This is a genomic window from Sphingomonas prati, assembly GCF_014643515.1.
GTDB lineage: Bacteria > Pseudomonadota > Alphaproteobacteria > Sphingomonadales > Sphingomonadaceae > Sphingomonas_R > Sphingomonas_R prati.
Window position 1 is genome coordinate 1,075,740 of sequence record NZ_BMJP01000001.1, and the last position, 24,477, is coordinate 1,100,216.

Below are 24,477 nucleotides of genomic sequence, written 5' to 3' on the forward strand. Positions count from 1 at the left end.
TCCGAACACGAGCCCCGCCCTTTGGCTGACAAATCAGTCTCAGAATATGGCGCCTGTCGCGACGCCGGCAGCAGTGCTGAACGCCATGAGCTTCGGGCCTACGCTAGCCGAAGCGCCTCGCAGCGTACCTCTAAGTCTCGCGCCAAGCGCCTCGCGAAGAACCTGAGGAACCGCTGCGCTTCTCAACGCTCCGGCTAGAAACGATTTTACCCCGAGGTTCAGAATCACCCCTGCCGCATCAGCTTGAGAGCCAAGCACTCTCCGCGTCGTCGACCGCTTCGAACATATCGCCTTCCGCCATCATTTCGCGCAGGCGGCCGCGGACCGCTTCCGGATCGCCGGCCTTCGGGAATTTCGGGTCGGACCGCGCCGCCTTGGCCAGATCACCGACCCAGCCCTCGCGGTCCTTCTGCTGCAGCAACCAGCCGCCGAACGTCTCGCCCTGATCATTCGTCATTCGCGTGGTGCCTTTCCGGTCCGCAATGGGTGGAGCCTACCACCCGCGCACCGCGCCGTCGCCCCTTCAGGCGTTCTCCGCCTCGGTCTCCATCACCGCGAACGGCAGCCGCAGCACGAACCGCGTCTCCTCGATCACCAGGCTCCCGCCCGCCGCATTGGCCAGGTTGCGGATCAGTCGCAGTGAGAAGCCAAGCCCCAGCAGCGGCCCGTCCGGCCAGTCCCCGTCCGGCGCATAGCCCGGGTCGAGCAACGCGCGCTCGTCCCGCCCCGCCAGCCGGCGCGGACGCGACACGATAAACAGCACCCCGCGCACCCCCTCGGGCTCCAGCGTCACCGCGACCCGCTCGTCACGCTCCGCCAGCCCGACCGCGGCCGCCACCAAGCGCGACACCATGCGGTCGAACACGACGCCGTCGCCGCACCGTCCGCCCAGCCCCGGCGTGATCGTCAGGTCGATCGCCGACACCCCGTCCGCGCCAGCATGGCGCGCGACGATATCCGCCAGCTGCGTCGCCGGGTCGATCCGTCCGCCCCCGAGCGTCAGCCGCTCCGCCTCGATCCGCGCGGCCATATCAAGATCGTCGATCGCCGACACCAGCCGCCGTCCGTCGTCCGAAATCGCACCGGCTCGCGCCCGATAATCCTCGCCGACCGGCCCGAGCATCTCCGCCGCGATCATGTCCGCGAACCCGACGATCGCGTTCAGCGGCGTCCGCAGTTCATGGACCAGCTGGCGCAGCGAATCAGGGGCCATCGACACGCCCAGCATCGCGGCGTCGCGCGGTGCCGCCACCGCGATCTCGTCGGCGCGCGGCCGCCGCGCCGTGCCGCGATAGCCCAGGAAGCGCCCGTCGACCGGCGCGAACAACGGCACTGCCGAAATCCGCCAGTCGCCCGCCGCCGGCCCTGACCCAGCCACCGACAACCGGGCGTCGCGGAACGGACTCCGCCGGCGGAACGCGCCCGCGACATGCCCGTCCACCCCGTGCCCGGCGTTCAGCGCAGCGGCCCGCGCGAGCGTCTCGCCGACGATCGCCTCGCGCGGCGCACCTTCGATCCAGACAATCACGCCGTCCGCCCCGGCCTCGAACCGGAAACCTGTCGCGGGCGGTACGGCCGGCGTCGTCACCGGAAACGGTCGCTCGCGACGATAGGCATCGATCCGCTTGACCAGATCGCTGATCGACACGCCGATCGGATTGGCCGCAACCATGTCCGGCGCGCGCTCGATGGCCGCAACCGTCGCCGGCGCCACGGGGACCTCCGTATCAGCCTCGCCGTCGGGCGCGCCCAGCACGAGGTCGGTTGCCCCGAACGTCGCCAGCGCACGCCGCGTCTCGGCATCCAGATCGCGGCGATGGCGCAACATGCCGCGCATCGTCGGCGACAATCTCGGCAGCACCGCGTCCCACGTTGCATCCGCCAGTCGCGCAGTCGACAGGATCGGCGCGGCGATCGCCGGCACATCCTCCGCGAACAGCAACACCAGCGCCGCGGGCAGACGCCGTCCCGCCAGCGACCGCGCGCACCGCGCCCTAAGCTCGGCCGGCACCGCACTCCGCACCGCACGCAGATACGCATAACCGCGATCGGTATTGTCGCCGCCACGGCCCTGCGCAATCAGGTCGACCACCTGCCGCCACGCCGCCGATCGCGCCGCGTCGGTGGCCGGTCCCTGGTCCAGCACGGTGCCGATCATGTCGTCGTAACGCACCGGCGGCGATTCCTCGAATAACTGGCGACCCTGCACGCGAGCCCGCCCTGGATGTTCGGTAACCGGAACCGGACTCGGTGGGAACCATGTATTTCACCCTGTCACATTACAGGACGATTCCAGTGGCTTGATAGATTATTCCAATTCCGGGCCAGATAGGTATAGGCTGCCCATTATGGCCAATCGCTACCCCCTGGACTCGATCGACCGCACGATCCTGACGTCATTGCAGGCGGAGGGTCGCATCACGAATGTCGATCTCGCCCGCCGCGCCGGCCTGACCGCGCCTCCCTGCCTGCGCCGCGTCCGCGCGCTGGAGGAGGCCGGGATCGTCGAGGGTTACCACGCAAAGCTTAACGCCGCGTCGCTCGGCTACGGCATCATGGTGTTCGCGCTCGTTTCGCTCCGGTCGCAGGCGGAGGAGGATCTGCGCGCGTTCGAAGCGCACATGGTCGCCCTGCCCCAAGTCCGCGAGTGTCACATGCTGAACGGCGAGATCGACTTCATCGTCAAGATCGTCGCCCACGACCTGCAGGCATTCCAGCTGTTCCTGACCTCCGAACTCACCACCGCCCCGCACGTCGCCAGCGTCAAGACATCGCTCACGATCCGCACCGCAAAGGACGAGAGCGGCATCCCCGTCGACCCGGAATAACCCCAGCCGTTCCCCGGCGCAGGCCGGGGCCTAGATAAGACCGCGCCCCAAGCCTCTACCGCAACGTGATCCAGGTCGGTGCGTGATCCGACGCCTTCTCCTTCCCCCGCGTGGCCTTGTCGACGCCCGCATCGACCAGCCGGTCCGCCGCCATCGGGCTCAGCAGCAGGTGATCGATCCGGAACCCCGCGTCGCGCGCCCAGGCCCCGGCCTGATAATCCCAGAATGTATAGACCGGCCCGTTCGGGTGCCGGGCGCGGATCGCATCGGTCCAGCCCTGGAACCGCAACCGCCGGAACGCCGCCTGCGACTCCGGCTGCAACAACGCATCGCTCGCCATCGCGCGCACCGAAAACGTGTCGTCATGCGTGCTCGTCGGGATCACGTTATAGTCGCCGGCCAGCACCACCGGATGCTCGGTCGCCAGCAACGACGCGGCATGATCGATCAGCCGATCGAACCAGGCCAGCTTGTAGTCGAACTTAGGCCCCGGCTGCGGATTGCCGTTGGGCAGGTAGATCGACGCCACGATCACGCCGTTCACCGCCGCTTCCAGATAGCGGCTCTGCGCCGGATCCGGATCGTCGGGCAGGCCGCGCCGCGTCTCCACCGGGTCGGTCCCGCGAGCCAGGATCGCAACGCCGTTGAACCCCTTCTGACCGTGCCAGATCGCGCCATACCCGGCCGCGCGGATCTCGGCTTCCGGGAAACTGTCGTCCTGCGCCTTCAATTCCTGCAGGCACGCGACGTCGGGCTGAGTCTCCTCCAGCCATTCGAGCAGTCGGGGGAGGCGCGCACGCACGCCGTTGATGTTGAAAGTCGCGATCTTCATCGGCACTGTCTAGCGCCCGGGCCACGCGAATGCAGCCCGTGTCAGACGGAAAAGCTGGTCCCGCATCCACATCCGGACGCCGCGTTCGGATTGGTAACCCGGAAGGCCGACCCACCGAGCGAATCGAAGAAATCGACGGCGCTGCCGCGCACCAGGTCGAGGCTCATCGGATCTACCACCAGCGTCACGCCATCGCGCGTTGCCGCGGTGTCGTCGCTCTCGATCAGGTCGGCCAGGCCGAACTTGTACTGGAAACCGGCGCATCCGCCGCCGTCGACCGCCAGGCGCAGGATCGCCGGCTTGCCCTGCCGCTCCGCGATCAGGGAAACGCGCTTCGCAGCGGATGGGGTCAGGTCGATGTCAGGCATGGTGTAAAGATAAGCGCGGGTCACCCCCGCTGCAACGCTTACTCGCCGATCGGGCCGCCCATCGACGCGAGCTGCGTGTTGCCCGTCGTGCGCTTCTCGAACGATGCGACATATTCGGCGGACCGCAGATACGGCACCGGGTTCACCGCGCGACCGTCGATCCGCACTTCGTAATGCAGGTGGCTGCCGGTCGAACGGCCGGTCGAGCCCATCAGGCCGATCAGCTGGCCGCGGTGGACCCGCGTGTTCGGCGACACCAGGATCTTCGACATGTGGCCGTAGCGCGTCTCCATGCCCGACCCGTGGCTGATCTGGACGAGGTTGCCGTAGCCATTGCCCCAGCCCGCCTTGTTCACGACGCCGTCGGCGGTCGCATAGATCGGCGTGCCGGTCGGGCCGGCCAGATCGATGCCGGCATGCATCGCCGCGCTGTGACGGAACGGATCGGACCGCACGCCGAACCCGCTGGTGAAATTCAGCGACGTCAACGTCACCGGGCGAAGCGACGGGACGCTCACCTGCGGACTGCCCGGCAGCGTCACGACACCCGACTGCGCGAACGCATCGGCCCGCTTCCAGTTGGTAAACAGCGCCTTGAATTGCGCATCCGCCGGCTGTGCCTGCGTGTCCGTATCGACCGCCTCGTAACCACCGTCCATCGCCGCACCATCCTGGGGAGTGGCCCCCGCCGCGGTGGCCATCATGCAGGCCGCCGCACACAGGAACCGGATGGACGAAGCGACGTTGGATGCGGTGAAGGTCATTCAGTCCCCGGTAGTCAGCGCACCGTGGCGCATTCGCCTAGGGTGCTGGAAGATCAGGTCGTTTGCGGGAATTTGAAAAAGTTCCCGGCTGCGTGATTTCCTACTGCGGGATACTCCGGTGGTTGGAAACCCCGACCATTCGGGGTTTCGCCAAAGCGTCCGGATCGTGCGGTCAGTCGTTTCGACGAACGAAAATCCCGGGTTCAACCGGCGTGCGGCTCGCTCTTACCCTTCAGCGCCCGCGCGGCTTCCAGCACCTCCTCCGCATGCCCCGGCACCTTCACCTTGCGCCACACGTGGGCGATTCGACCCGCGCCGTCGACCAGGAACGTCGCCCGGTCGATCCCCATATATTTCCGCCCGTACATGCTCTTCTCGACCCACGTCCCGAACGCCGCACACACGCTCTCGTCCGCGTCGGTGGCCAGCGGCACGGTTAACCCCGCCTTCTCGATGAACTTATTCTTCCCCTTCGACGTGCCCTTCGAAATGCCCAGCACATGCGCGCCTTCCATCTCGAACGCCGCCTTCAACCGCGTGAAATCCTGCGCTTCCACGGTGCAGCCCGACGTGTCGTCCTTGGGGTAGAAGAACAACACCAGCGTGTTGCCAACCATGTCGGCCAGCCGCAACATCCCGCCGTCCGGCGTTTCGAGCGACAGGTCGGGCAGGCGGTCGTCGATATCGAGCATGGCAGGCTCCTTTTGGGGCGAAGTCAGACCGTGCTGATGCGCGACCATTCCGCTGCAATCAACCTCTGCGCCGCATCGCGCGCCGCGATCAGCGCGTCCCAGTCCGTCATCCGGCACGCCGCCGCGATCAGCGCGCGCACCGCGACCGGCGGCTCGGTCGATTCGGGCGACACCAACCGCATCACCACCAGCATCCGCGTCAGCAGCGCGTGCGCCTCCGCCATCTCGCCGTCGATCAGCCCCGCCGCCGCCAGGTCCCCGATCGCGCTCCGCAACCGCGGGTCCAGCCCGATCGCGTGTCGCAGTTGCAGGACATGCACCGCGAACTCCGCATCGACCAGTCCGCCCGGCACCAGCTTCACGTCGAACGGCCCCGCCGGCGGCTTGTGCAGCGCGATCTCGCCGCGCATCCGCACCGCATCCGGGATCAGTGTCCCGGCATCACGCGGCCGCTCCAGCACGCCACGAATCACCGCCGTCAACCCAGCCACCGCATCCGCCGACCCGAACACCGGCCGAGCGCGGGTCAGCGCCATATGCTCCCACGTCCAGGCATCCTCGCGCTGGTACCGTTCGAAACTGTCGATCGACACCGCCAGCAACCCCTGCGCACCCGACGGCCGCAGACGCGTGTCGACATCGTACAACGGCCCCGCCGGCGTCGCGACGCTCAGCGCCCCGGTCACGCGCTGCGCCAGCCGGTTGAAATAGGTCGTCGCCCCCAGCGGCTTCGCCCCGTCCGACTCCACTTGGTGATCGCCCGTGAACAGGTAGATGAGGTCCAGGTCGGACGCATGGGTCAACGCCCCGCCACCCAGCCGGCCGAGCGCCAGGATCAACAACTCACCCCCCGGCACCGCCCCGTGCGCCTTGACGAACTCCGCCACCGCGGCGCCCGCCAGCGCGCCGATCGCGCCCTCCGCCACGCGCGCATAGCCGCCCGCGACCTCGATCGGGTCCGCCACCCCCGCGACGATCTGCGTCCCCAGCGCGAACCGCCGCTCGTTGATCCGCGCCCGCGCGCGGTCCAGCACCTGCTGATAGTCCGCCCCGCGTTCCACCGTCCCGAACTCGTCCGCCAGCACCACCACCGCGGGCGGCGGATCGAACGCGCTCGCATCGATCAGCACGTCGAGCAGCGCCGGCCGCCGCCCCAGCTGATCCGCGAGCGCCGGTGCGCTCGACAGGATATCGGCCACCAGCCGTCCCAGCCCCGGTCGCGCCGTCACCAGCCGGAAGAAATCGATCGCGGTCGGCAGCCCGCCGATCATCCGGTCCAGCCGCGCGAAGGCCGCATCCGGATCGCTCGCCTGCCCCAGCGCCGCGATCAGCCCGGGCAGCGCCGCCTCCATCGCCGCCTGCGCCGCCGGCGTCCGCAACGCCCGCGGCGTCCCCGCGCGCCATCCCTCGATCCGCGTCCGGACCGCCCCCGGGTCGCGATACCCGGCCGCCGTGACAGCATCCTCCACCGCCACCGCACCCCGCGGCAACGCAACGCCGTCCGTCGGATCGAGCGAGTCGTAGATCGTCCCCACTGCCGCCACGTCCGGCCGCAACCGATCGAGCAACGCCGCCCCGTTCGGCAATCCGTCCAACCGCGCCACCGCGTCCAGCGCGGCGAGATCAACCGGCAGGCTGTGCGTCTGGTGATCCTCGATCATCTGCAATCGGTGCTCGACCGTCCGGAACGCGCGGTAGCCATGCGCCAGCCGCGCCGCCTCGTCCGGTCCGACATGCCCCGCCGCCGCCAGCGCCGTCAGCGCATCGAGCGTCGCCGGCGCCCGCAGCGCGGGATCGCGCCCGCCATGGACCAGCTGCTGGATCTGGATGAAGAACTCGATCTCGCGGATGCCGCCGCGCCCGCGCTTCATGTCGTAGCCGGGCCCGAAAACCTGGCCCTCGCTGTAATGCGCCCGAATGCGCCGCGAGATCTCGCGGATCTCGCCCACCGCGCCGAACCCAAGCCCGCGCCGCCACACGAACGGCCGGATCGCCGCGAGGAACCCGCCGCCCAGCGTCCGATCACCCGCCGCCGCTCGCGCCCGAATATACGCCGCCCGCTCCCACGGCAGCGCGCTCGACTCATAATATCCGATCGCTGCCTCCACCGGCAACGCGGGCGGCGTCGCTTCCGGCGACGGCCGCAATCTCAAATCGACGCGGAACACATAACCGTTGGCGTCGCGCGTCTGCAGCATCTCGACCAGCCGCCGCGCGATCCGCGCCGCTGCCTCGACCGGCTCCTCGCTCCGCCGCCGCGGCAGCGTGTCCGGATCGAACAGCAGGATCGGGTCGATATCGCTCGAATAATTCAGCTCGCGGCTGCCATGCTTGCCCAGCGCGAGCACGCTGAACCCGGTCACCGCATCTGCCCCGCGCTCGCGAAAGATCGCATGCAACGCGCGCTCCACCGCCCGATCCGCAAAGTCGGACAAGAACCGCACGACCTGCTCGAATGACAACCGCCCCGACAGGTCACCCAGCGCAACGGCCAGCGCCACCGCCTGCCGCTCCCGCCGCAAGGCACGAGAAACCTCGGCGACACTTTCACCCGGCTCCCACGCCGCGGCGATCGCCGTGTCGAACGATCCAGTTGCCGTCGCCGCCAGCACCTCCGGGCGCGCTAGCATCAGCCGCCGCAGAAACGGCGCCTCCGCCATCATGCGGTCGCGCGCATCGGCAATATCGGGATCTGTCACATCTACCACGCAGCAAGGTAACAACTGTCGGACGCAACGTCATCCATGCGCAACCGACGGGATATGTCGGCGTTATACAGGCATGAAACAGACAGCGAATTTCCGAAGAGCGGCCACGCCGCAAACAGTCGCCCGGCCGTCCGTTGCATCACTCCCCTCGCGAGCGACGAAGAGTGTCGGCACCGCCCTCCGACGCGTCTATCCCGACGGACCGGCTCTCCCTCACGACATGCAGGTACTTCTCGATAAATTAAGCTAAAGATCAGCGTGGACGGCTGAGTTCGTCCACGTCGTTCATGATCGACTGCAACGCCGTCCGGTCTGGGTCCGACACATGCGACCGACGCGACGGCAACTTACCCTCGCTGAGCAAGTTCTCGAGTGCCACGCGACCACGCGCCACACGGCTTTTGATCGTGCCGACTGCACAACCGCAGATTTCGGCCGCTTCCTCATAGGCGAAACCACCCGCACCGACCAGGATCAGTGCCTCGCGCTGCGGCTGCGGTAGGTGCATCAACGCACGCTGCATATCGCCAAGCTCAACATGGCGATCCTGGCTCGCCGGTGCTGCAAGCAGCTTGGATGCCGTGATCTCGTCCCATTCGCCCTTGAACCGCGCGCGGCGCATCTGGCTCAGGAACAGGTTGCGCAGGATGATGAAGGTCCAGGCACGCATGTTCGTGCCGGCCTGGAAACGCTTTCGCGCCGCCCAAGCCTTCAGCAGCGTTTCCTGGACCAGATCGTCCGCCAGGTCGCGATTGCCGGACAACGACCGTCCGAACGCGCGCAGATGTGGGATCACTCGGGCGAGCTCGTCCTTGAACTCATTGTCCGGCAACGGCACCGGCTCGGCACGGACCTCCTCGACGTCGTCGTCGTCATAGTCCTCGTCCGGGCCGCGCTGGTCTTCGTTGATCACGTGCTACTCGCCCCTTCGAACGGCTACCCGTCCAGTCCGGAGGAAATAGGAAGGGTCCGGATGGATTGCGAGCCGTTTTTCCGGAGAGCCTCCGGCGACCGCTCCCGGACCGCAATTCCGGGGTGTCAGGCGAACATCAACAACAGGATGATGAACAGCCCGACGATCAGCCCCAGCGAGATCGGCAGCACATAACGGGTCACATGCGTGCTGGCACCGCCACGCGCTTCGGTCCGGCTCACTTCGATCGGGTCTTCGGCCATGTCGTCTCTCCGTCAGCAAAAGCGCGTATCCGGCCGCGGACCCATGCCCGCGACCGGTCGGGTCGGTCAGGCCGGAACGGTCGCCTGGTCGAAGAACAGCGCCTGGCTGATCGCCGCCTTCACGGTCGACCGCTGGAACGGCTTGGTGATCAGGAACGTCGGCTCCGGCCGCTCGCCCGTCAGCAGCCGCTCCGGGAACGCCGTGATGAAAATCACCGGCACCGAGAACTCCGCGAGGATGTCCTTGACTGCATCGATCCCCGAACTGTCGTCGGCCAACTGGATGTCGGCCAGCACCAGGCCCGGACGATGCGCCATCGCCTGCGCCACGGCCTCGTCACGCGTGACGGCAACGCCGTTCACCGAATGGCCCAGGTCGCGGACGATCGTCTCGAGGTCCATCGCGATGATCGGCTCGTCTTCAATGATCAGCACGTCGGCATGCGTCTGGCGCTCGATCTCCTCCAGTGCCTCGTTCACCAGCGCGTCGATCTCGGCTGGGTCCGCCTCGATCAGGTAGCCGGCATCCTCCGGCGTGAACCCTTCCATCGCGGTCAGCAGCAACGCCTGACGCGATCGGGGCGTCACCTGCGCAAGCCGCGCCTGTGCGATGCCCTCGTTACCGGTATCGCCGGCATCGCGGTTCTCGATCTCGTCGTTGGTCGACGACCAGATCGCCTGGAACGTGCGGTACAGCCCTAGGCGCGGATCGACGTCACGCGGAAAATCTTCCGGCGCGTCGACGATCGCCTGCAACGCCGCCCGGACATAGGTATCGCCGTGCGACTGGCTGCCGGTCAGTGCGCGGGCGTAGCGCCGCAGGAAGGGAAGGTGCGGGGCGAGATCCTGGCCAAGCGACATGTCAGTACTATACTCCTGTTTCGGCTCGAACATATCACCGCCGCGGCGGGTCAAGGCAAGCCGCCCGCGCCGGTGAGACGAAGGTTCCGTTTGTTGTGTCGAAGCTGGAACCAACCGACCAGTTTTTAGTTTCCCCGCACGAGACAGCAATTGTCCGATTGTCCAATGCGCAGCCCGAACGTGGCGCACATGGGCGGTCGGGCGCGAATGTGCGCAGGGCGCATGATCTATGACGGGGGACTGACCAGTTGGCGCCTGAGGCAAAGAAGCAGGCTGGGACCCCCGGCAAAGCCGGCAAGCGACCCGCCCCGGATGCCGCCATCGGTGATGCGAATGTGGGTCAGGCGCTGCGCTCCGCCTATCAGCGGACAGTGAACGAGGACGTGCCGGCGGACCTGCTGGATTTGCTCGGCAAGCTGGGCTGAGCCACCAATAAGGGGGATGGTCGGGATGACCGGTCGCTGTCCGGGTCCGGCATGATATAGGCGCTGCGCCATGACCCTACCGTCCTTCTCCAGGCTTTCGACCGGTTTCAAAATGCTGTTGATCCTGACGGTTGCCCTGCTGCCGCTGGGGCTTATCGCGATCTTCGCCTCGATCGAAAGCGCTCAGACAGCACGGTTGCGCCGGGCCGACGATGCCCGGGTCACCGCGACGGAGGCGGCGCGCCAACTCAGCATCGCGATCGGCCACACCTCGCTCGATCTGCGCGCCGTCACCGCCCGCCTCGATTATGCCCCGATGACCCGCGCCGCGCGTCTGGCCGAATGCCGCACCTCGCTTGCCGACCTACGGGCTGCCGGAAAGAACCACTACGAGTTCGCAGTGCTCACCATTGCGGGCCGCCTCGTCTGCGCCACCCCGGGGTTCAGCGGTCTGCCCCCCACGATGCCGCAGGAACTGTTCGCGACGGAAGTCCGGCTGCTCCCCGCAATCCAGCGTGTCCAGTTCGAGGCGCGCTCACCCGGCGGCGGGCTGTTCGGCGTGGCTGAGGCGCCGCTCGAAACACTGGAGACCGTCACCGCGCTCCCCGGGCGCACGATCCAGCACGGCATCGTCCTGCGGCACGAGACCGCCGCGATCACCGTGCGCCGTTTGCCCGCCAAGACCGCGATCGGCCCTCGCCTGCTGGTCACCTCGCCCGTCGCCAACGGTCAGGTGACGCTCGAACTGGTCACCAACGCGGTGCCGATCGGCGTGATCGAGCTGCTGCTCGCGCTGCTGCCGATCCTCATGTGGCTGGCCGCCGCGATCATCGGCTGGGTCGTAGTGGACCGCCTGATGATCCGCCCTCTGCTGCGGTTGCAGAGCGTCGTCGCCGACTATCGCCCCGAAAACGGCCCCATGGCCGTTCCGCATCTGACGACGCCCGCGCGTGAGATTCGCGAACTTGGCGAAGCGTTCCGGCTCGTCACCGAACGCGTCGCGCTGCACGAGAGCGAACTGGCCGAGGGCCTGCTCCGCCAGACCAAACTCACCCGCGAAGTCCATCACCGTGTGAAGAACAACCTTCAAGTCGTCGCCAGCCTCATCAGCATTCATGCGCGCGGGGTCGACGATCCGGACGTCGCCGCGGCCTACGCGTCGATCCAGCGCCGCGTCGATGCGCTCGCCGTCGTTCACCGCAATCATTTCGCGGAAATGGAGGCCAATCGCGGGGTCGGCCTGCGTGCGCTGATCGGCGAGCTCGCCGCGAACCTCCGCGCGACCGCCGCGCCCAACGCGACCCATTTCGCAATCCGGCTCGACCTCATAACCGCCTTTTGCACGCAGGATGTCGCCGTCCCGGTCGCGTTCCTGATCACCGAGATCGTCGAGGTCGCGATGATCGCCGACCCGCGCGGCACGGCGCTGATCCGGCTCGTCCCCGCCGCCGCGCCTGAGCGCGCGACGCTGTCCGTCGCCGCAGCCGGCCTCAGCACAATTTCCGAAGAGTCGAACGCGCCGCCGGAACGCTTCCTCCGCGTCATGGAAGGCCTGTCACGACAGCTTCGCACCAGATTGTCAGTCGACACCGAAACGGGCACTTACGCAATCGACATTAGCATCCTGCCCGAACCGGCCACCGACATCGTCTGATCCTCCGGCCGGACGGTCCTACAGGCGCCCTTGGTGCCCGTCCCAACTGGCAGGCGTGGCAGTAAGGCGACAGGTTCCGGGTTTCGACACGCCTGCGGAACAAGTTTCGCCATGGCGCATTCCCACTCAAGCCTCCGCACAGGCGGCACTGAATCAGGAGTTACAACATGGTCCGTAAGATCGTCGCTATCGCCCTCGTCACCGGCAGCCTCATGGTTTCGGCCTGCAATACCGTCGAAGGCGCCGGCAAGGATGTGAAGTCTGCTGGTCAGGCAATCGAGAAGACGGCAAACTAAGTCCGCCTTTTGCGAACCAATAACCCCGCCGGTCCACGACCGGCGGGGTTCTTCATGCCCGCGACACTTAACCGCGGCCTCGAACGTCAGATGTCTTCTACCGCGACCGCGGCGTCAGCAACCCGCTTGCGGCGCTTCTCGGTAAAGAAGATCGCGACCAGCGCGAATTCGTAGAGAATGACCAGCGGGATCGCGAGCATCAGCTGCGACACGACATCCGGCGGCGTCAGCACTGCGGCCACACCGAACGCCGCAACGATGGCATAACGCCGCCCCGCCTTCAGCTGCGCCCGCGTCACCAGGCCCGCCTGCTCGAGCAGCATCAGCAGCACGGGCAACAGGAACGCCACGCCGAACCCGAACAGGAACTTCGTCACGAAGCTGAGGTAATTGCCCACGCCCGGCAAGGCGTCCTGCTGCACACCGCCGATATTGCCTTGATATCCAAGCAGGAAGTGCAGCGCGACCGGCATTGCGAAGAAGTAGGCGAGCGACGCGCCGCCCAGGAACAGCACCGGCGTCAGGATCAGGAACGGGAAAAACGCGCGCTTCTCGTTCTTGTACAGGCCTGGCGCGATGAACTGCCACAGCTGGTTCGCGATGATCGGAAACGCCAGCATGATCGACGCGAAGAACGCGACCTTCAGCTCGACGAAGAACGCTTCGAAGATATCGGTGTAGATCAGCCGCCCCTGCCCGGCCTTCAGCAACGGCTGGACGAGGACCGCGAAGATCGGCTTCGCGAAATACAGGCAGATCCCGAATGCGATCGCCAGCGCACCGAACGACCACAACAGCCGCCGCCGCAATTCGATGAGGTGGTCGAGCAGCGGTGCGCGGCTTTCGTCGATATCGCCAATCACTTCTGGTCCATCCGCTTCTGTTCGCCATCATCCTGATGTTCGGGCAGGTCGTGTGCCGCCGAGCCATCATGTGACGCACTCTGAACCGGGGTCACGTCATGGCCATGCGACGTGTCATGCAGCGGCGTCATGACATGGTCTGGGGTCGCATCATGGGCCGGGGCGTCATGAACCTGCGCGCCGTGCGCCTCGATCATCGTGGCTGGCGCTGGAGCCTGCATCGCCACGTTCGTCCCGTGCGCATATTCCGCGTCGTGAATTTCCTCGGGCGGATGCTCGCGCATAATGCGCGCATTCTCCTTCGCCCAGGTCTCTTCCATTTCCTTCAGCTCGGCCTCGCGCACCATTTCGTCGAAACCCGACCGGAAATGGCGGCCGATCCCACGGACCTTGGCCACGAACTGGCCGACCGTCCGCATCGCCTTGGGCAGGTCCTTGGGACCGATGACGACCAGCGCCACGACGGCGCAGAGCAGCAATTCGGTCGGGGCGATGTCGAACATCGGCAATCACATCCCACAAAAGGTCCAGCCGCCGCCCGATGACACGGACGACGGCGGCATACCAGCCCCTGCCGCTCTACACGCCCACGGCATCACGCCTGCGGACGGTCGTCCTTCATCGGCTGCAGGTCGGCCGTCGGATTGGGCTCGACCGGGGGCTGCGCCTGCAGGCGCGGCGCCGGCTTGACGGGCTTGTCCTCGTCCTCTTCGGCCATGCCCTTCTTGAACTGTTTCACGCCCTTGGCGACGTCGCCCATCATGCTGGAGAAGCGCCCGCCGCCCAGCAACAGGATCGCAACGACGGCGAAGATCAGGATATGCGGGAGTGAAATGCCCATCGATAGTCTCCTATTTCAGTCTCTATCTAGGCGTCTTCGTGCTCGCTTTCCACCATTCACTGCATCCCGCGGCGACACGCGACCGCCACTACCGGTTCAGGCAAGCGCCAGCAAGGCATCCCGGCGCGCGGCAAGCACGTCATAAGGCTCGCCCCCGACGTGCCCCGCAACGCTCGCCGTTGCACGGTCGAGCCGCGCCCGCGCCGCCGCGCTGATCTCACCCACCGCCCCGGCACACGCCACCATCTCGTCCATCTCGCCGGAACAATGCAGCGCGACGTCACACCCGGCCGCGATCACCCCCGCCGCCCGCGCGCCGAACGCACCGCCCAGCGCATGCATCCCCAGATCGTCGGACATCAGCAGCCCGTCGAACCCGATCGCCCCACGGATCACGTCCGCGATCACGACCGGCGACAGGCTGGCACACCGCTCCGGATCCCACGCGCGGTAGACAACGTGCGCCGTCATCGCCATCGGCGCGTCGGCCAGCGTGCGGAACGGCCGCAGGTCGACCTCCAGCGCCTCCGCGCTCGCGTCCACCACCGGCAATTCCGTGTGGCTGTCGACCAGCGCGCGACCATGCCCCGGCATGTGCTTCACCACGCCAACGACGCCCGCCCGTGCCAGTCCATCGATCGTCGCGCGCCCCAGCGCCGCGACCTGCATCGGCTCATTCCCCAAAGCGCGATCACCGATGATGTCGTGTGCGCCCTCCTGCCGCACATCGAGCAGCGGCAGGCAGTCCACCGTGATGCCGACCTCGCGCAGCATCGCGCCGATCGCCTCCGCATTGGCCAGCATCGCCTCGATCGCCGACACCGGCGCACGATCGTACAGCGGCCCGAACGCCCCACCCGGCGGGAAAGCCGGCCACTCCGGCGGCTGCATCCGCGCAACGCGGCCACCCTCCTGATCGATCAGGATCGGCAAATCGTCGCGCCCCGCCAGCGCCCGCAACGCGTCGGTCAACCGCCGCAGCTGCTCGCGATCCGCGACGTTCCGCCGGAACAGCACGAACCCGGCCGGGTCGCAGTCCTTGAAGAAAGCCGCTTCGTTAGCAGCAAGGTCGGGGCCCGCCAGGCCTAAAATGAGTGGGGTCATGCGCTACGGATAGCGCGGACCCGGACCGACCGGAACCCCGGGCCGCGGCGTCCACCACCGGCACCGGTCATCCCGGCGAAAGCCGGGATCTTGTTACCCGCGTCCGTCAGCCGATGACCGAACAGGTCTCGCCCGCAACCCTCAACCGCGCGCAGATCGAACCGGCCTGCCCGCCCGCACTCGCGCGCAACCGGTACAGCGTCTTGTCGCCCACCGTCACCGGCGTCACCGACTTCGGCAACGCCGCCAGGAACGCGAACCGCCCGGCCAGCGTCTTCCACGCGACATTGGCCTTCGCCTCGCTCCCGAACGCTCCAAGCTGAACCTGCGCGCCGCCGATCACGGGTGCCGCCGCCGCAGGTGCCGCCTGCGCAACCGGTGCCGGACGAGCTGGTGCGGCCGCCACCTGCGCCGGGGCAGGTGCAGGCGCCGCGGGCTTCACCGCCAGCCCACCCGCCGCCGCGTCGGAATTGGTCACGCTCCCCGCACCCGACACGGGTGCCTCGGGGATCGCGGACAAATCGATCGACGCATTCGTCTCGCGCCCGTCGCTCGCCGCGAACGCGGTCTCGCCTTCGCCCTCGACTTTCATCCCGCCCGGCTGATCGGGCTTCACCTTGTAGTCGCCCTCCGGTGCCGCGATCATGTCGCCCGACGCGCCCCCCGGCCGGCTCGCGCTCAGCCAGAAGATGCCGCCCACGACCAGCCCGATCACCAGCAGCGCAACGAGCAGCGCCGCGATCGTCTTGCCCGCGCCCGGCGTGCCGACGCGCTGTTCCTCGACCGGTTCCAGCCAGGGCAGACGATCCTCGTCGCTCGCAATCCGTCCCCGATCGATATCCGACATCAGTGCATCTCCTCGGCGGCCGCGACACCCATCACGGCCAGGCCATTGCGGACGATCTGCCCGACGGCATTCGCCAGCGACAATCGCGCAAGCGTCGTTTCAGTGTCGTTAACGAGCAAAAATCTCCGCTCCGGATCGTCGTTGCCGCGGTTCCACAAAGCATGGAACGCCCCGGCCAGATCAGCAAGGTAGAACGCCACCCGGTGCGGCTCGCGAGTCGCCGCCGCCGCCTCGATGATCCGCGGAAACTGCGCCGGCAGCCTGACCAGCGCCAGCTCCTCGGCGTCCAGCTTCCGCAGGTCGGCCGGCGCCGTCACGTCGATCCCCGCCTCGACCGCCTTGCGGCCGAGCGAACGGATACGGGCATGGGCATATTGTACGTAAAAGACCGGATTCTCTTTCGACGCCTCGACTACCTTGGCGAAATCGAAGTCCATCTGGGCATCGGCGCGGCGCGTCAGCATGGTGAACCGCACCACGTCGCGCCCGACCTCCTCGACCACGTCGGCCAGCGTCACGAAGCTGCCCGAGCGCTTCGACATCTTCACCGGCTCGCCGTCGCGCAGCAGCCGCACCATCTGGACCAGCTTGATATCGAGCGGCACCCGCCCGGCGGTCAGGGCCTGCACCGCCGCCTGCACGCGCTTCACCGTGCCGCCATGGTCCGCGCCCCAGATGTCGACCAGCAGGTCCGCGGTCTCCGCCTTCTGCGCGTGATAGGCCAGGTCGTTGCCAAAATAGGTGTAGGCGCCGTCCGCCTTGCGCACCGGCCGGTCGCTGTCGTCACCGAACTTCGTCGCGCGGAACAGCGTCATCTCGACCGGTTCCCAGTCGTCCGCCGCCTCGCCCTTCGGCGCCTCCAGCACGCCTTCGTAGATCAGCCCGTCGGCACGCAGCTTGTCGATCGCCGCCACGACCTTGCCGTCCGACTGCACCTTCGCCTCGGACGAGAACACATCGTGCTTGATACCGAGCAGCGCCAAGTCGGCGCGGATCATGTCCATCATCGCCGCCACCGTCCGCGCGCGGAACAGTGGCAGCCACTCCGCCTCCGCCGCGCCGACATACCGGTCGCCATATTCCGCCGCGAGCATCGCCCCGACCGGCTTCAGATAGTCGCCGGGATACAGCCCCTCCGGAATCGTCACCGTCTCGCCCAGCGCCTCGCGGTAGCGTAGATGCGCCGACCGCCCGAGCGTCTCGACCTGGCTGCCGGCATCGTTGACATAATATTCGCGCGTCACCGGATGCCCGGCATATTCCAGCAGGCTGGCCAGCGCATCGCCCACCACCGCCCCGCGGCAATGCCCCATATGCATCGGCCCGGTCGGGTTGGCGGACACATATTCCACGTTTACCCGCACGGCGTTGCCCTGCGTGGACCGCCCGTAATCCGCGCCCTCCGCGAAAATCGTCCGCATCTCGTCGCGCCACTGCTCGGGGTCCAGCCGAAGGTTCAGGAACCCCGGTCCGGCGATCTCCACCGCGGTCACGCCCGGCATCTCCGCCAGCTTCGGCTGGATCAACGCCGCCAGCGCGCGTGGATTGGTCTTGGCCGGCTTGGCCAGCACCATCGCCGCATTGGTCGCCAGATCGCCATGGCTCGCGTCGCGCGGCGGCTCGACGGCGATGCTCGCCCGGTTCAACCCCGCCGGCAGCGCACCCTCGGCCTCCAGCGTATCCAGAACGACATCGATCGCGGCGGCGAAACGGGCATAGAGACTCAAGGCGATTTCCGGGCGTTGCAGAAGGGACGCACGGTCATAGGGGAAGTCGCGCGGTTCGGGAACCGGCCGCGGTACGGGACGCAAGGACCCGCTATGAAACGCTCCGCCGCCCCCGCGTCAGCGAGCCAGCCTCAAGCCACCCCAAGCCAGTCCGCCATCGCCCGCCCCAGTTCCGGCTTCACCACCGCGCTCATGTGATTTCCCGGCACCGCGACATACGCCCCCTGCGGCAACAGGTCCGCCACGGCCTCGGACGACCCGTTGTCCGTATCCTCCGCCCCCGACATCACCAGCACGGGCCGGTCGATCGCCGCGATTTCCGCCCGCGTGGTGTCGACGAAGCTTCCCAGCAACGGTAGCAGCGCCTTCGGATCGCCGCCGCTCGTCTTCAGGAACGCCTCCGCCATCCATTCCGGCGTGCCGCGCTCGAACGTGCCGAGCCCGGTCAGGATACGCCGGAAATGCGCCGCCCGGTCGCCCGTATCGAGCAACCCTTCCAGCCCCATGCCCGACAGGATCACCCGACCCGGGCGAGCCCCACGCACCAGCATCCGCACCACCGTCCGCGCGCCGAGCGAATAGCCGCCGAGGTCATAATCGGTCAGCCCGAGATGCGCGATCAACGCCTCGCCGTCGTCCGCCAGCACGTCCGGCGGATAGGCCGACGCGTCATGCGGCCGGTCACTTTCCCCATGCGCGCGCAGGTCCGGCATGATCACCCGCCGCCCCAGCGCCGCGATCCGCTTGGCATGGCCGAACTTGATCCAGTTCGTATCGGCCGACGAGAACAACCCGTGGATCAGCACGATCGGCCGCCCCTCGCCGACCTCGTGCCACACCAGCCGCACCCCGTCCGGCGCCGTGAACTCATGCGTCGTGGTCATCCGAAACCTCCGCTCCTGCAGCGACCGGACAAGCCGCCGGGCCCCTCATTCGTTCCCTGGCGCAGGCCGGGGCCTAGGTGTGATCGCTATGCGAAAACCCTGCTCGCCAGGCCGCCATATCCTCCGGCTGCGTCGGATGCGTCGGCACCGCCGGGTCCAACCGCACCCAGTCCAGCTTGCGCGACACCCAGATATGCGCGGTCGGCACCGCCAGCGTGATGTCGTCCAGCGACCCGCCCTTCACGCTCACCCGGTCGGGCGTCAGGCTGTCGATATGGAACACGCGTGTCCCGCATTCGACGCAGAACACGCAGGTCGTGCGCGCGCCCAAATCGTTCGGCCGGTCCCAGCGCCGCACCGGCCCGGTCACTGCAAACGCCTGCCGCGCCACCGCCAGCGACAGCCCGAACGCGCTCGCGGACTGCTTCTGGCACTCCCGGCAATGGCAGGCATGGCACGGCGGCATCGCCCCGACGATCAGGTACCGGACCGCGCCACACTGGCACCCGCCGCTCAGACCGTCCGCCACGCCGCGCGCTCCTCAATCGTCCGCGTCGTCGTCCGCGGCATCGTCGAAGTTCGCGCCGTCCTCGATCATGTCACCCTTCTTCAGGTGACGCCGTCCGAGCAGCTCCGCGATCTGCACTGCGTTCAGCGCGGCACCCTTGCGCAGGTTGTCGCTGACGCACCACAGGATCAGGCCGTTCTCCACGGTCGGATCCTCGCGCACCCGGCTGACGAACGTGGCGAATTCGCCGACGCACTCGACCGGCGTTATGTATCCGCCGTCCTCGCGCTTATCGATCAGCATGATGCCCGGCGCCTCGCGCAGGATGTTCTGCGCCTCCACCGCCGAAATCTCGTTTTCGAACTCGATCGCGAGCGCCTCCGAATGGCCGACGAACACCGGCACGCGCACGCAGGTCGCGACGATCTTGATCTTCGGCCCCATGATCTTCTTGGTTTCGACGACCATCTTCCACTCTTCTTTGGTGAAACCGTCGTCCAGGAAGACATCGATGTGCGGGATCACGTTGAACGCGATCTGCTTGGTGAACAGCCGCGGCTCGGCCGGATCGCCGACGAAGATGTTGCGGCTTTGCTCGAACAGCTCGTCCATCCCCTGCTTGCCCGCCCCGGACACCGACTGGTACGTCGACACCACAACGCGCTTGATCGTCGCGGCATCGTGCAGCGGCTTCAGCGCGACGACCATCTGTGCGGTCGAACAGTTCGGGTTGGCGATGATGTTGCGGCGGGTATAGCCGTCGATCGCGTCGGGGTTCACCTCCGGCACGATCAGCGGCACGTCCGGGTCCATGCGGTAGAGCGAGCTGTTGTCGATCACCACGCAGCCGGCCGCGGCGGCCTTCGGCGCATAGACCGCGGTCGCTTCCGATCCGATCGCGAACAGCGCGATGTCCCAGCCGGCCCAGTCGAAATATTCGATGTTCTGGACCTTCAGCTGACGGTCCGTGTCGCCGAAATCGACCATGTCGCCCTGGCTGCGCGACGACGCCAGCACCGCGATCTCGTCGATCGGGAATTCGCGTTCCGCCAGGATGTTGAGCATTTCCCGCCCGACATTGCCCGTCGCACCCGCGACGACGATCCGATAGCCCATGCTGTCCGCTCCGTTCCAAAGTTGCGCGGGGTTTAGGCGGGAGGCCGTATTTGTCCAGCCGCTACGCCTATGGACGAGGCAACTTCTTCTAAAGCCCTCCCTCCGGTGGGGGGAGGGAGCAGGTCACTCGACCGTCAGCACGACCTTCCCGACATGATCCCCCGCCTCGAGATAAGCATGCGCCGCCGCCGCCTCGCGCAACGGAAAGGTCCGGTCGATGATCGGCTTCAACCGCCCCTCGCGCACATGCGGCCACACCTGCCGGTCGATCTCGTCCGCCACCAGCGTCTTGAACTCCGTACTCCGCGCGCGCAGCGTCGATCCGGTCAGAGTTAGCCGGCGGCGCATAACGTCGAAAATCTGGAACGACGCCTCGCCCCCGCGCTGCGACGCGATCGACACGTGCCGCCCGTCGTCCGCCAGGCACTTCAGGTTCCGCGCGAAATAATCGCCGCCGATCATGTCGAGCACCACATCGACACCGCGCCCGTCGGTCAACCGCTTCACGACCTCGACATAGTCGTCGGACTTGTAGTTGATCGCATGCGCCGCGCCGATCTCCAGCGCCCGCGCGCACTTCGGGTCCGACCCGGCGGTCACGATCACGGTCAGCCCGAACAGCCGCCCCAGCATGATCGCCATCGTCCCGATCCCGCTCGTGCCGCCATGGACCAGCACGACGTCGCCCTCCGCGGCGTAGGCGCGCTCGAACAAATTGGTCCAGACGGTGAACAGCGTCTCCGGCATCGCCGCGGCTTCCACCATCGTCAACGCCGCCGGCACCATCAGGCACTGCCCCGCCGGCACCGCGACATATTCGGCATAGCCGCCGCCGGACAGCAGCGCGCACACCGACTGCCCCAGCATCGCGCCCGTCGTGCCCTCGCCCAGGCCAACAACGGTACCCGAAATCTCCAGCCCCGGGATCGACGAGGCACCCGGCGGCGGCGGATAGGCCCCCGCGCGCTGCATCAGGTCCGGCCGGTTCACGCCGGCCGCCGCGATCCGCACCAGCACCTCGCCCTCCCCCGGCACGGGCAACGGGCGCGTCACCGGCACCAGGACGTCCGGTCCGCCGGCACCCTCCGGGTCGATCGCGGTCATGCTGTCGGGCAATGCGGCCAAGTCGGTCTCTCCCAAGCGAAACACCCCCCCGGGCCGAGCGGTTTATTGACTTGGGGGGCCGCGCGGTCAACGCTGGCGTTCATGGAGTCGGAAGAAACATTTCCGAAACGGCACGACGATCCGCTTACGGCGCTCGCCCGGCAGGATCTCGATCCGCTGTCGCTTGCCGAACTCACCGCGCGGATTACCGCGCTGGAGGCGGAGGTCGAACGCACCCGCGCACACGCCGTCCGGGCCGAGGCGCGCCGCGCTGCCGCCGATGCGCTGTTCCGGACATGACCCCCGGCCGCTCGCTACGCCGTAATATGGGGTGTCATCGGGCGTCCGTCACCTCCTTGATCGCGGATCGCGACACACGACATATCCAACAGACGGGATGGTCCCTTGACGATCCCGAAGGAGTAGAAATCCATGCCCTCATTCGCCCGTGAGCTGGAACAGACGCTGCACAATGCGTTGACTGCCGCCAGCACTCGCCGTCATGAATATGCGACCCTCGAACATCTGCTGCTCGCGCTGATCGACGACGATCATGCGTCGAAGGTCATGCAGGCGTGCGGCGTCGAAGTGTCCGAACTGAAGGACGCCGTCACCCTCTATCTCGATACCGAGCTCGATGCGCTGAAGGTCGAGGGTCAGACCGATCCCTCGCCCACGTCCGGGTTCCAGCGCGTCGTCCAGCGGGCGATCCTCCACGTCCAGTCTTCGGGCCGCGACGAGGTGACCGGCGGCAACGTCCTGGTCGCGTTGTTCAGCGAGCGCGAGAGCTACGCCGTGTTCTTCCTGCAGCAGCAGGACATGAACCGCCTCGATGCGGTCAGTTTCATCAGCCACGGTGTCGGCAAGGCCGGCTCCCCGACGGAGGCACGCGAAGTGAAGGGGGCCGACGAAGACAAGCCGCAGGGCAAGGACGGCAAGAAGGGCGAAAGCGCCCTGAAGCAGTTCACCGTGAACCTGAACGAGAAGGCCGCCACCGGCAAGATCGACCCGCTGATCGGGCGCGGTCCGGAGGTCGACCGCACCGTCCAGATCCTGTGCCGCCGTTCGAAGAACAACCCGCTCTATGTCGGTGAACCCGGCGTCGGCAAGACCGCGATCGCGGAAGGCCTGGCGCTCAAGATCATCAACGGCGACGTGCCGGAGGTGCTGCTCGAAGCGGTGATCTACTCGCTCGACATGGGTGCGCTGCTTGCCGGTACCCGCTACCGCGGTGACTTCGAGGAGCGGCTGAAGCAGGTCGTGTCCGAGCTCGAGAAGCTGCCGCACGCCGTGCTGTTCATCGACGAGATCCACACGGTGATCGGTGCCGGCGCAACGAGCGGCGGCGCGATGGACGCGTCCAACCTGTTGAAGCCCGCGCTGTCCGGCGGTTCAATCCGCTGCATCGGCTCGACCACCTACAAGGAGTTCCGCAACCACTTCGAAAAGGACCGCGCCCTGCTGCGCCGGTTCCAGAAGATCGACGTCAACGAACCGACGATCGAGGATGCGATCGCGATCCTGACCGGGCTGCGCTCCGCCTACGAAGCGCATCACCACGTCAAGTACACGCCTGCCGCCATCAAGGCCGCAGTCGAGCTGTCGGCGCGCTACATCAACGACCGCAAGCTGCCCGACAAGGCGATCGACGTCGTCGACGAAGCCGGCGCGATGCAGATGCTGGTGGTCGAGGACAAGCGCAAGAAGGTTATCACGCCCAAGGAGATCGAGGCCGTCATCGCCACGATGGCGCGCATCCCACCGAAGTCCGTGTCGACCGACGATACCAAGGCGCTCGCCACGCTCGAAACCGATCTCAAGCGGGTCGTGTTCGGGCAGGACAAGGCGATCGAACTGGTCTCCTCCGCGATCAAGCTCAGCCGTGCCGGCCTGCGCGATCCGGACAAGCCGATCGGCAACTACCTGTTCTCCGGCCCGACCGGCGTGGGCAAGACCGAGGTCGCGCGTCAGCTGGCCGCGATCATGGGCATCCCGCTGCAGCGTTTCGACATGTCGGAATATATGGAGCGTCACTCGGTCAGCCGACTGATTGGCGCACCCCCCGGCTATGTCGGATACGATCAGGGCGGCCTGCTGACCGACGCGGTCGACCAGCATCCGCACAGCGTCCTGCTGCTCGACGAGATCGAGAAGGCGCATCCCGACCTGTTCAACATCCTGCTTCAGGTTATGGATAACGGGAAGCTGACCGACCATCACGGCAAGACGGTCGATTTCCGCAACACGATCCTGATCATGACCACCAATGCCGGCGCGTCCGACATGGCGCGTGAATCGCTCGGCTTCGGGGCGCTGACCCGCGAAGGCGAGGACGAGGAAGCGGTCAAGAAGATGTTCACACCGGAATTCCGCAACCGGCTGGATGCGATCGTCCCCTTCTCCTACCTGCCGACCGAGGTGATCAGCCGGGTGGTGGACAAGTTCGTCCTCCAGCTCGAACTCCAGCTGGCCGACCGCCACGTCCATATCTCGCTCGATCAGGACGCGAAGGACTGGCTGACGACCCGCGGCTACGACAAGCTCTACGGCGCACGCCCGATGAGCCGTCTGATCCAGGAAAAGGTGAAGCAGCCACTGGCCGAGGAACTGCTGTTCGGCAAGCTGGTCCACGGCGGCGAGGTGAAGGTCCACGTCAAGGACGGCACCCTCGCCTTCGAAATCACCGCCGCCCCCCCGAAGAAGCCGCGCAAGCGGAAGGCGAAGGTCACGGCAGGCGGCGAAGGCAACGCCGAGGCCACCGAGGACCAAGACTATGACGACGACGGCCTGACCGACGACGAAGGCGAAGAAGAAGCGCCAACGGCCGAGTAAGCTTATGATACGGACGTTCCGGCAAGTCAGAACGTCCGTATCTGTTT

26 protein-coding genes are annotated in these 24,477 nt (G+C 67.1%); 6 read left to right on the top strand and 20 right to left on the bottom strand.

Translation table 11 applies throughout. The features are described from left to right. Positions 1-238 precede the first annotated feature (238 nt). Both IEX50_RS04895 and IEX50_RS04900 read right to left on the bottom strand, forming a co-directional pair. Complete coding sequence (locus tag IEX50_RS04895; RefSeq protein WP_157175379.1) at positions 239-457, bottom strand: hypothetical protein; 219 nt, start codon at positions 455-457, stop codon at positions 239-241. A 66-nt stretch (positions 458-523) separates the two neighbouring features. Then, positions 524-2,173 carry a sensor histidine kinase gene (locus IEX50_RS04900; RefSeq protein WP_229673657.1) on the bottom strand — a complete coding sequence of 550 codons (1,650 nt, stop codon included), beginning with the start codon at positions 2,171-2,173 and terminating at the stop codon, positions 524-526. Between the two features lie 175 nt (positions 2,174-2,348). On the opposite strand from IEX50_RS04900, the gene IEX50_RS04905 reads away from it, so the two are divergent. Then, on the top strand, positions 2,349-2,828 hold the full coding sequence (locus IEX50_RS04905) for an Lrp/AsnC family transcriptional regulator (RefSeq protein WP_157175378.1): 480 nt from the start codon (positions 2,349-2,351) through the stop codon (positions 2,826-2,828). Between the two features lie 55 nt (positions 2,829-2,883). Here IEX50_RS04905 and xth read toward each other — a convergent pair whose 3' ends face one another. The 8 genes from xth to IEX50_RS04945 form a co-directional block, all read right to left on the bottom strand. Continuing rightward, positions 2,884-3,660: an exodeoxyribonuclease III gene (gene xth, locus IEX50_RS04910; protein ID WP_157175377.1), complete on the bottom strand. Its 777-nt coding sequence runs from the start codon at positions 3,658-3,660 to the stop codon at positions 2,884-2,886. A gap of 41 nt (positions 3,661-3,701) precedes the next feature. Further along, positions 3,702-4,028 (bottom strand): iron-sulfur cluster insertion protein ErpA, encoded by a 327-nt coding sequence (gene erpA, locus IEX50_RS04915; RefSeq protein WP_157175376.1) that lies wholly within the window; start codon positions 4,026-4,028, stop codon positions 3,702-3,704. Between the two features lie 38 nt (positions 4,029-4,066). After that, entirely contained in the window at positions 4,067-4,792 is a 726-nt protein-coding gene (locus IEX50_RS04920) for a M23 family metallopeptidase (RefSeq protein WP_157175375.1), read from the bottom strand. Positions 4,793-4,995: 203 nt separating this feature from the next. After that, positions 4,996-5,484, bottom strand: coding sequence for a peroxiredoxin (locus IEX50_RS04925; protein WP_157175374.1), 489 nt, complete (start codon positions 5,482-5,484; stop codon positions 4,996-4,998). 23 nt (positions 5,485-5,507) lie between these two features. After that, positions 5,508-8,147: a bifunctional [glutamine synthetase] adenylyltransferase/[glutamine synthetase]-adenylyl-L-tyrosine phosphorylase gene (locus IEX50_RS04930; RefSeq protein WP_157175863.1), complete on the bottom strand. Its 2,640-nt coding sequence runs from the start codon at positions 8,145-8,147 to the stop codon at positions 5,508-5,510. A gap of 298 nt (positions 8,148-8,445) precedes the next feature. Further along, positions 8,446-9,030 carry a sigma-70 family RNA polymerase sigma factor gene (locus IEX50_RS04935; protein WP_184075046.1) on the bottom strand — a complete coding sequence of 195 codons (585 nt, stop codon included), beginning with the start codon at positions 9,028-9,030 and terminating at the stop codon, positions 8,446-8,448. 200 nt (positions 9,031-9,230) lie between these two features. Next, positions 9,231-9,368 (bottom strand): hypothetical protein, encoded by a 138-nt coding sequence (locus IEX50_RS04940; protein WP_184075014.1) that lies wholly within the window; start codon positions 9,366-9,368, stop codon positions 9,231-9,233. Between the two features lie 66 nt (positions 9,369-9,434). Further along, positions 9,435-10,229, bottom strand: a complete 795-nt coding sequence (locus IEX50_RS04945; protein ID WP_157175861.1) for a response regulator — start codon at positions 10,227-10,229, stop codon at positions 9,435-9,437. Positions 10,230-10,477: 248 nt separating this feature from the next. Here IEX50_RS04945 and IEX50_RS04950 point away from each other — a divergent pair, with 248 nt between their 5' ends. The 3 genes from IEX50_RS04950 (at position 10,478) to IEX50_RS04960 (ending at position 12,604) form a co-directional block, all read left to right on the top strand. After that, on the top strand, positions 10,478-10,654 hold the full coding sequence (locus IEX50_RS04950; RefSeq protein ID WP_157175373.1) for a NepR family anti-sigma factor: 177 nt from the start codon (positions 10,478-10,480) through the stop codon (positions 10,652-10,654). Between the two features lie 70 nt (positions 10,655-10,724). Beyond that, positions 10,725-12,308, top strand: coding sequence for a sensor histidine kinase (locus tag IEX50_RS04955; protein WP_157175372.1), 1,584 nt, complete (start codon positions 10,725-10,727; stop codon positions 12,306-12,308). A gap of 167 nt (positions 12,309-12,475) precedes the next feature. Beyond that, positions 12,476-12,604, top strand: a complete 129-nt coding sequence (locus IEX50_RS04960) for an entericidin A/B family lipoprotein (protein ID WP_157175371.1) — start codon at positions 12,476-12,478, stop codon at positions 12,602-12,604. Positions 12,605-12,690: 86 nt separating this feature from the next. On the opposite strand, the gene tatC is transcribed toward IEX50_RS04960, so the two are convergent. The 10 genes from tatC to IEX50_RS05010 all read right to left on the bottom strand — a co-directional run bounded on the left by tatC (position 12,691) and on the right by IEX50_RS05010 (position 21,598). Then, positions 12,691-13,464 carry a twin-arginine translocase subunit TatC gene (tatC, locus tag IEX50_RS04965; RefSeq protein ID WP_157175860.1) on the bottom strand — a complete coding sequence of 258 codons (774 nt, stop codon included), beginning with the start codon at positions 13,462-13,464 and terminating at the stop codon, positions 12,691-12,693. Beyond that, positions 13,464-13,970 (bottom strand): Sec-independent protein translocase protein TatB, encoded by a 507-nt coding sequence (gene tatB, locus IEX50_RS04970; RefSeq protein WP_157175370.1) that lies wholly within the window; start codon positions 13,968-13,970, stop codon positions 13,464-13,466. Before tatB ends, tatC begins: the two co-directional genes overlap by 1 nt. 92 nt (positions 13,971-14,062) lie before the next feature. Next, positions 14,063-14,308: a twin-arginine translocase TatA/TatE family subunit gene (locus IEX50_RS04975; protein ID WP_157175369.1), complete on the bottom strand. Its 246-nt coding sequence runs from the start codon at positions 14,306-14,308 to the stop codon at positions 14,063-14,065. A 96-nt stretch (positions 14,309-14,404) separates the two neighbouring features. After that, on the bottom strand, positions 14,405-15,412 hold the full coding sequence (gene nagZ, locus IEX50_RS04980; RefSeq protein WP_157175368.1) for a beta-N-acetylhexosaminidase: 1,008 nt from the start codon (positions 15,410-15,412) through the stop codon (positions 14,405-14,407). Between the two features lie 106 nt (positions 15,413-15,518). Next, entirely contained in the window at positions 15,519-16,259 is a 741-nt protein-coding gene (locus IEX50_RS04985; protein ID WP_157175367.1) for an SPOR domain-containing protein, read from the bottom strand. Next, on the bottom strand, positions 16,259-17,986 hold the full coding sequence (gene argS, locus IEX50_RS04990) for an arginine--tRNA ligase (protein WP_157175366.1): 1,728 nt from the start codon (positions 17,984-17,986) through the stop codon (positions 16,259-16,261). Before argS ends, IEX50_RS04985 begins: the two co-directional genes overlap by 1 nt. A 131-nt stretch (positions 17,987-18,117) precedes the next feature. Continuing rightward, positions 18,118-18,870 carry an alpha/beta fold hydrolase gene (locus tag IEX50_RS04995; protein WP_157175365.1) on the bottom strand — a complete coding sequence of 251 codons (753 nt, stop codon included), beginning with the start codon at positions 18,868-18,870 and terminating at the stop codon, positions 18,118-18,120. Between the two features lie 73 nt (positions 18,871-18,943). Next, entirely contained in the window at positions 18,944-19,399 is a 456-nt protein-coding gene (locus IEX50_RS05000; RefSeq protein ID WP_157175364.1) for a GFA family protein, read from the bottom strand. A 12-nt stretch (positions 19,400-19,411) separates the two neighbouring features. Next, positions 19,412-20,494, bottom strand: a complete 1,083-nt coding sequence (locus IEX50_RS05005; RefSeq protein WP_157175363.1) for an aspartate-semialdehyde dehydrogenase — start codon at positions 20,492-20,494, stop codon at positions 19,412-19,414. Positions 20,495-20,617: 123 nt separating this feature from the next. Then, positions 20,618-21,598 (bottom strand): NAD(P)H-quinone oxidoreductase, encoded by a 981-nt coding sequence (locus tag IEX50_RS05010; protein WP_157175859.1) that lies wholly within the window; start codon positions 21,596-21,598, stop codon positions 20,618-20,620. 102 nt (positions 21,599-21,700) lie between these two features. Here IEX50_RS05010 and IEX50_RS05015 point away from each other — a divergent pair, with 102 nt between their 5' ends. Both IEX50_RS05015 and clpA read left to right on the top strand, forming a co-directional pair. Then, a complete protein-coding gene (locus tag IEX50_RS05015) occupies positions 21,701-21,898 on the top strand; it encodes a DUF1192 family protein (RefSeq protein WP_157175362.1) in 198 nt (65 codons plus the stop codon). A gap of 132 nt (positions 21,899-22,030) precedes the next feature. Next, on the top strand, positions 22,031-24,430 hold the full coding sequence (clpA, locus tag IEX50_RS05020; RefSeq protein WP_157175361.1) for an ATP-dependent Clp protease ATP-binding subunit ClpA: 2,400 nt from the start codon (positions 22,031-22,033) through the stop codon (positions 24,428-24,430). The last annotated feature ends 47 nt before the right edge of the window (positions 24,431-24,477 follow it).

Bases quoted from the DNA above. Each gene is read 5' to 3' on its own strand.
- IEX50_RS04895 (WP_157175379.1), bottom strand. From the start codon at position 457: ATGACGAATGATCAGGGCGAGACGTTCGGCGGCTGGTTGCTGCAGCAG.
- IEX50_RS04905 (WP_157175378.1), top strand. From the start codon at position 2,349: ATGGCCAATCGCTACCCCCTGGACTCGATCGACCGCACGATCCTGACG.
- xth (WP_157175377.1), bottom strand. From the start codon at position 3,660: ATGAAGATCGCGACTTTCAACATCAACGGCGTGCGTGCGCGCCTCCCC.
- erpA (WP_157175376.1), bottom strand. From the start codon at position 4,028: ATGCCTGACATCGACCTGACCCCATCCGCTGCGAAGCGCGTTTCCCTG.
- IEX50_RS04920 (WP_157175375.1), bottom strand. From the start codon at position 4,792: ATGACCTTCACCGCATCCAACGTCGCTTCGTCCATCCGGTTCCTGTGT.
- IEX50_RS04925 (WP_157175374.1), bottom strand. From the start codon at position 5,484: ATGCTCGATATCGACGACCGCCTGCCCGACCTGTCGCTCGAAACGCCG.
- IEX50_RS04930 (WP_157175863.1), bottom strand. From the start codon at position 8,147: ATGATGGCGGAGGCGCCGTTTCTGCGGCGGCTGATGCTAGCGCGCCCG.
- IEX50_RS04940 (WP_184075014.1), bottom strand. From the start codon at position 9,368: ATGGCCGAAGACCCGATCGAAGTGAGCCGGACCGAAGCGCGTGGCGGT.
- IEX50_RS04945 (WP_157175861.1), bottom strand. From the start codon at position 10,229: ATGTCGCTTGGCCAGGATCTCGCCCCGCACCTTCCCTTCCTGCGGCGC.
- IEX50_RS04955 (WP_157175372.1), top strand. From the start codon at position 10,725: ATGACCCTACCGTCCTTCTCCAGGCTTTCGACCGGTTTCAAAATGCTG.
- IEX50_RS04960 (WP_157175371.1), top strand. From the start codon at position 12,476: ATGGTCCGTAAGATCGTCGCTATCGCCCTCGTCACCGGCAGCCTCATG.
- tatB (WP_157175370.1), bottom strand. From the start codon at position 13,970: ATGTTCGACATCGCCCCGACCGAATTGCTGCTCTGCGCCGTCGTGGCG.
- IEX50_RS04975 (WP_157175369.1), bottom strand. From the start codon at position 14,308: ATGGGCATTTCACTCCCGCATATCCTGATCTTCGCCGTCGTTGCGATC.
- nagZ (WP_157175368.1), bottom strand. From the start codon at position 15,412: ATGACCCCACTCATTTTAGGCCTGGCGGGCCCCGACCTTGCTGCTAAC.
- IEX50_RS04985 (WP_157175367.1), bottom strand. From the start codon at position 16,259: ATGTCGGATATCGATCGGGGACGGATTGCGAGCGACGAGGATCGTCTG.
- IEX50_RS04995 (WP_157175365.1), bottom strand. From the start codon at position 18,870: ATGACCACGACGCATGAGTTCACGGCGCCGGACGGGGTGCGGCTGGTG.
- IEX50_RS05005 (WP_157175363.1), bottom strand. From the start codon at position 20,494: ATGGGCTATCGGATCGTCGTCGCGGGTGCGACGGGCAATGTCGGGCGG.
- IEX50_RS05010 (WP_157175859.1), bottom strand. From the start codon at position 21,598: ATGACCGCGATCGACCCGGAGGGTGCCGGCGGACCGGACGTCCTGGTG.
- IEX50_RS05015 (WP_157175362.1), top strand. From the start codon at position 21,701: ATGGAGTCGGAAGAAACATTTCCGAAACGGCACGACGATCCGCTTACG.
- clpA (WP_157175361.1), top strand. From the start codon at position 22,031: ATGCCCTCATTCGCCCGTGAGCTGGAACAGACGCTGCACAATGCGTTG.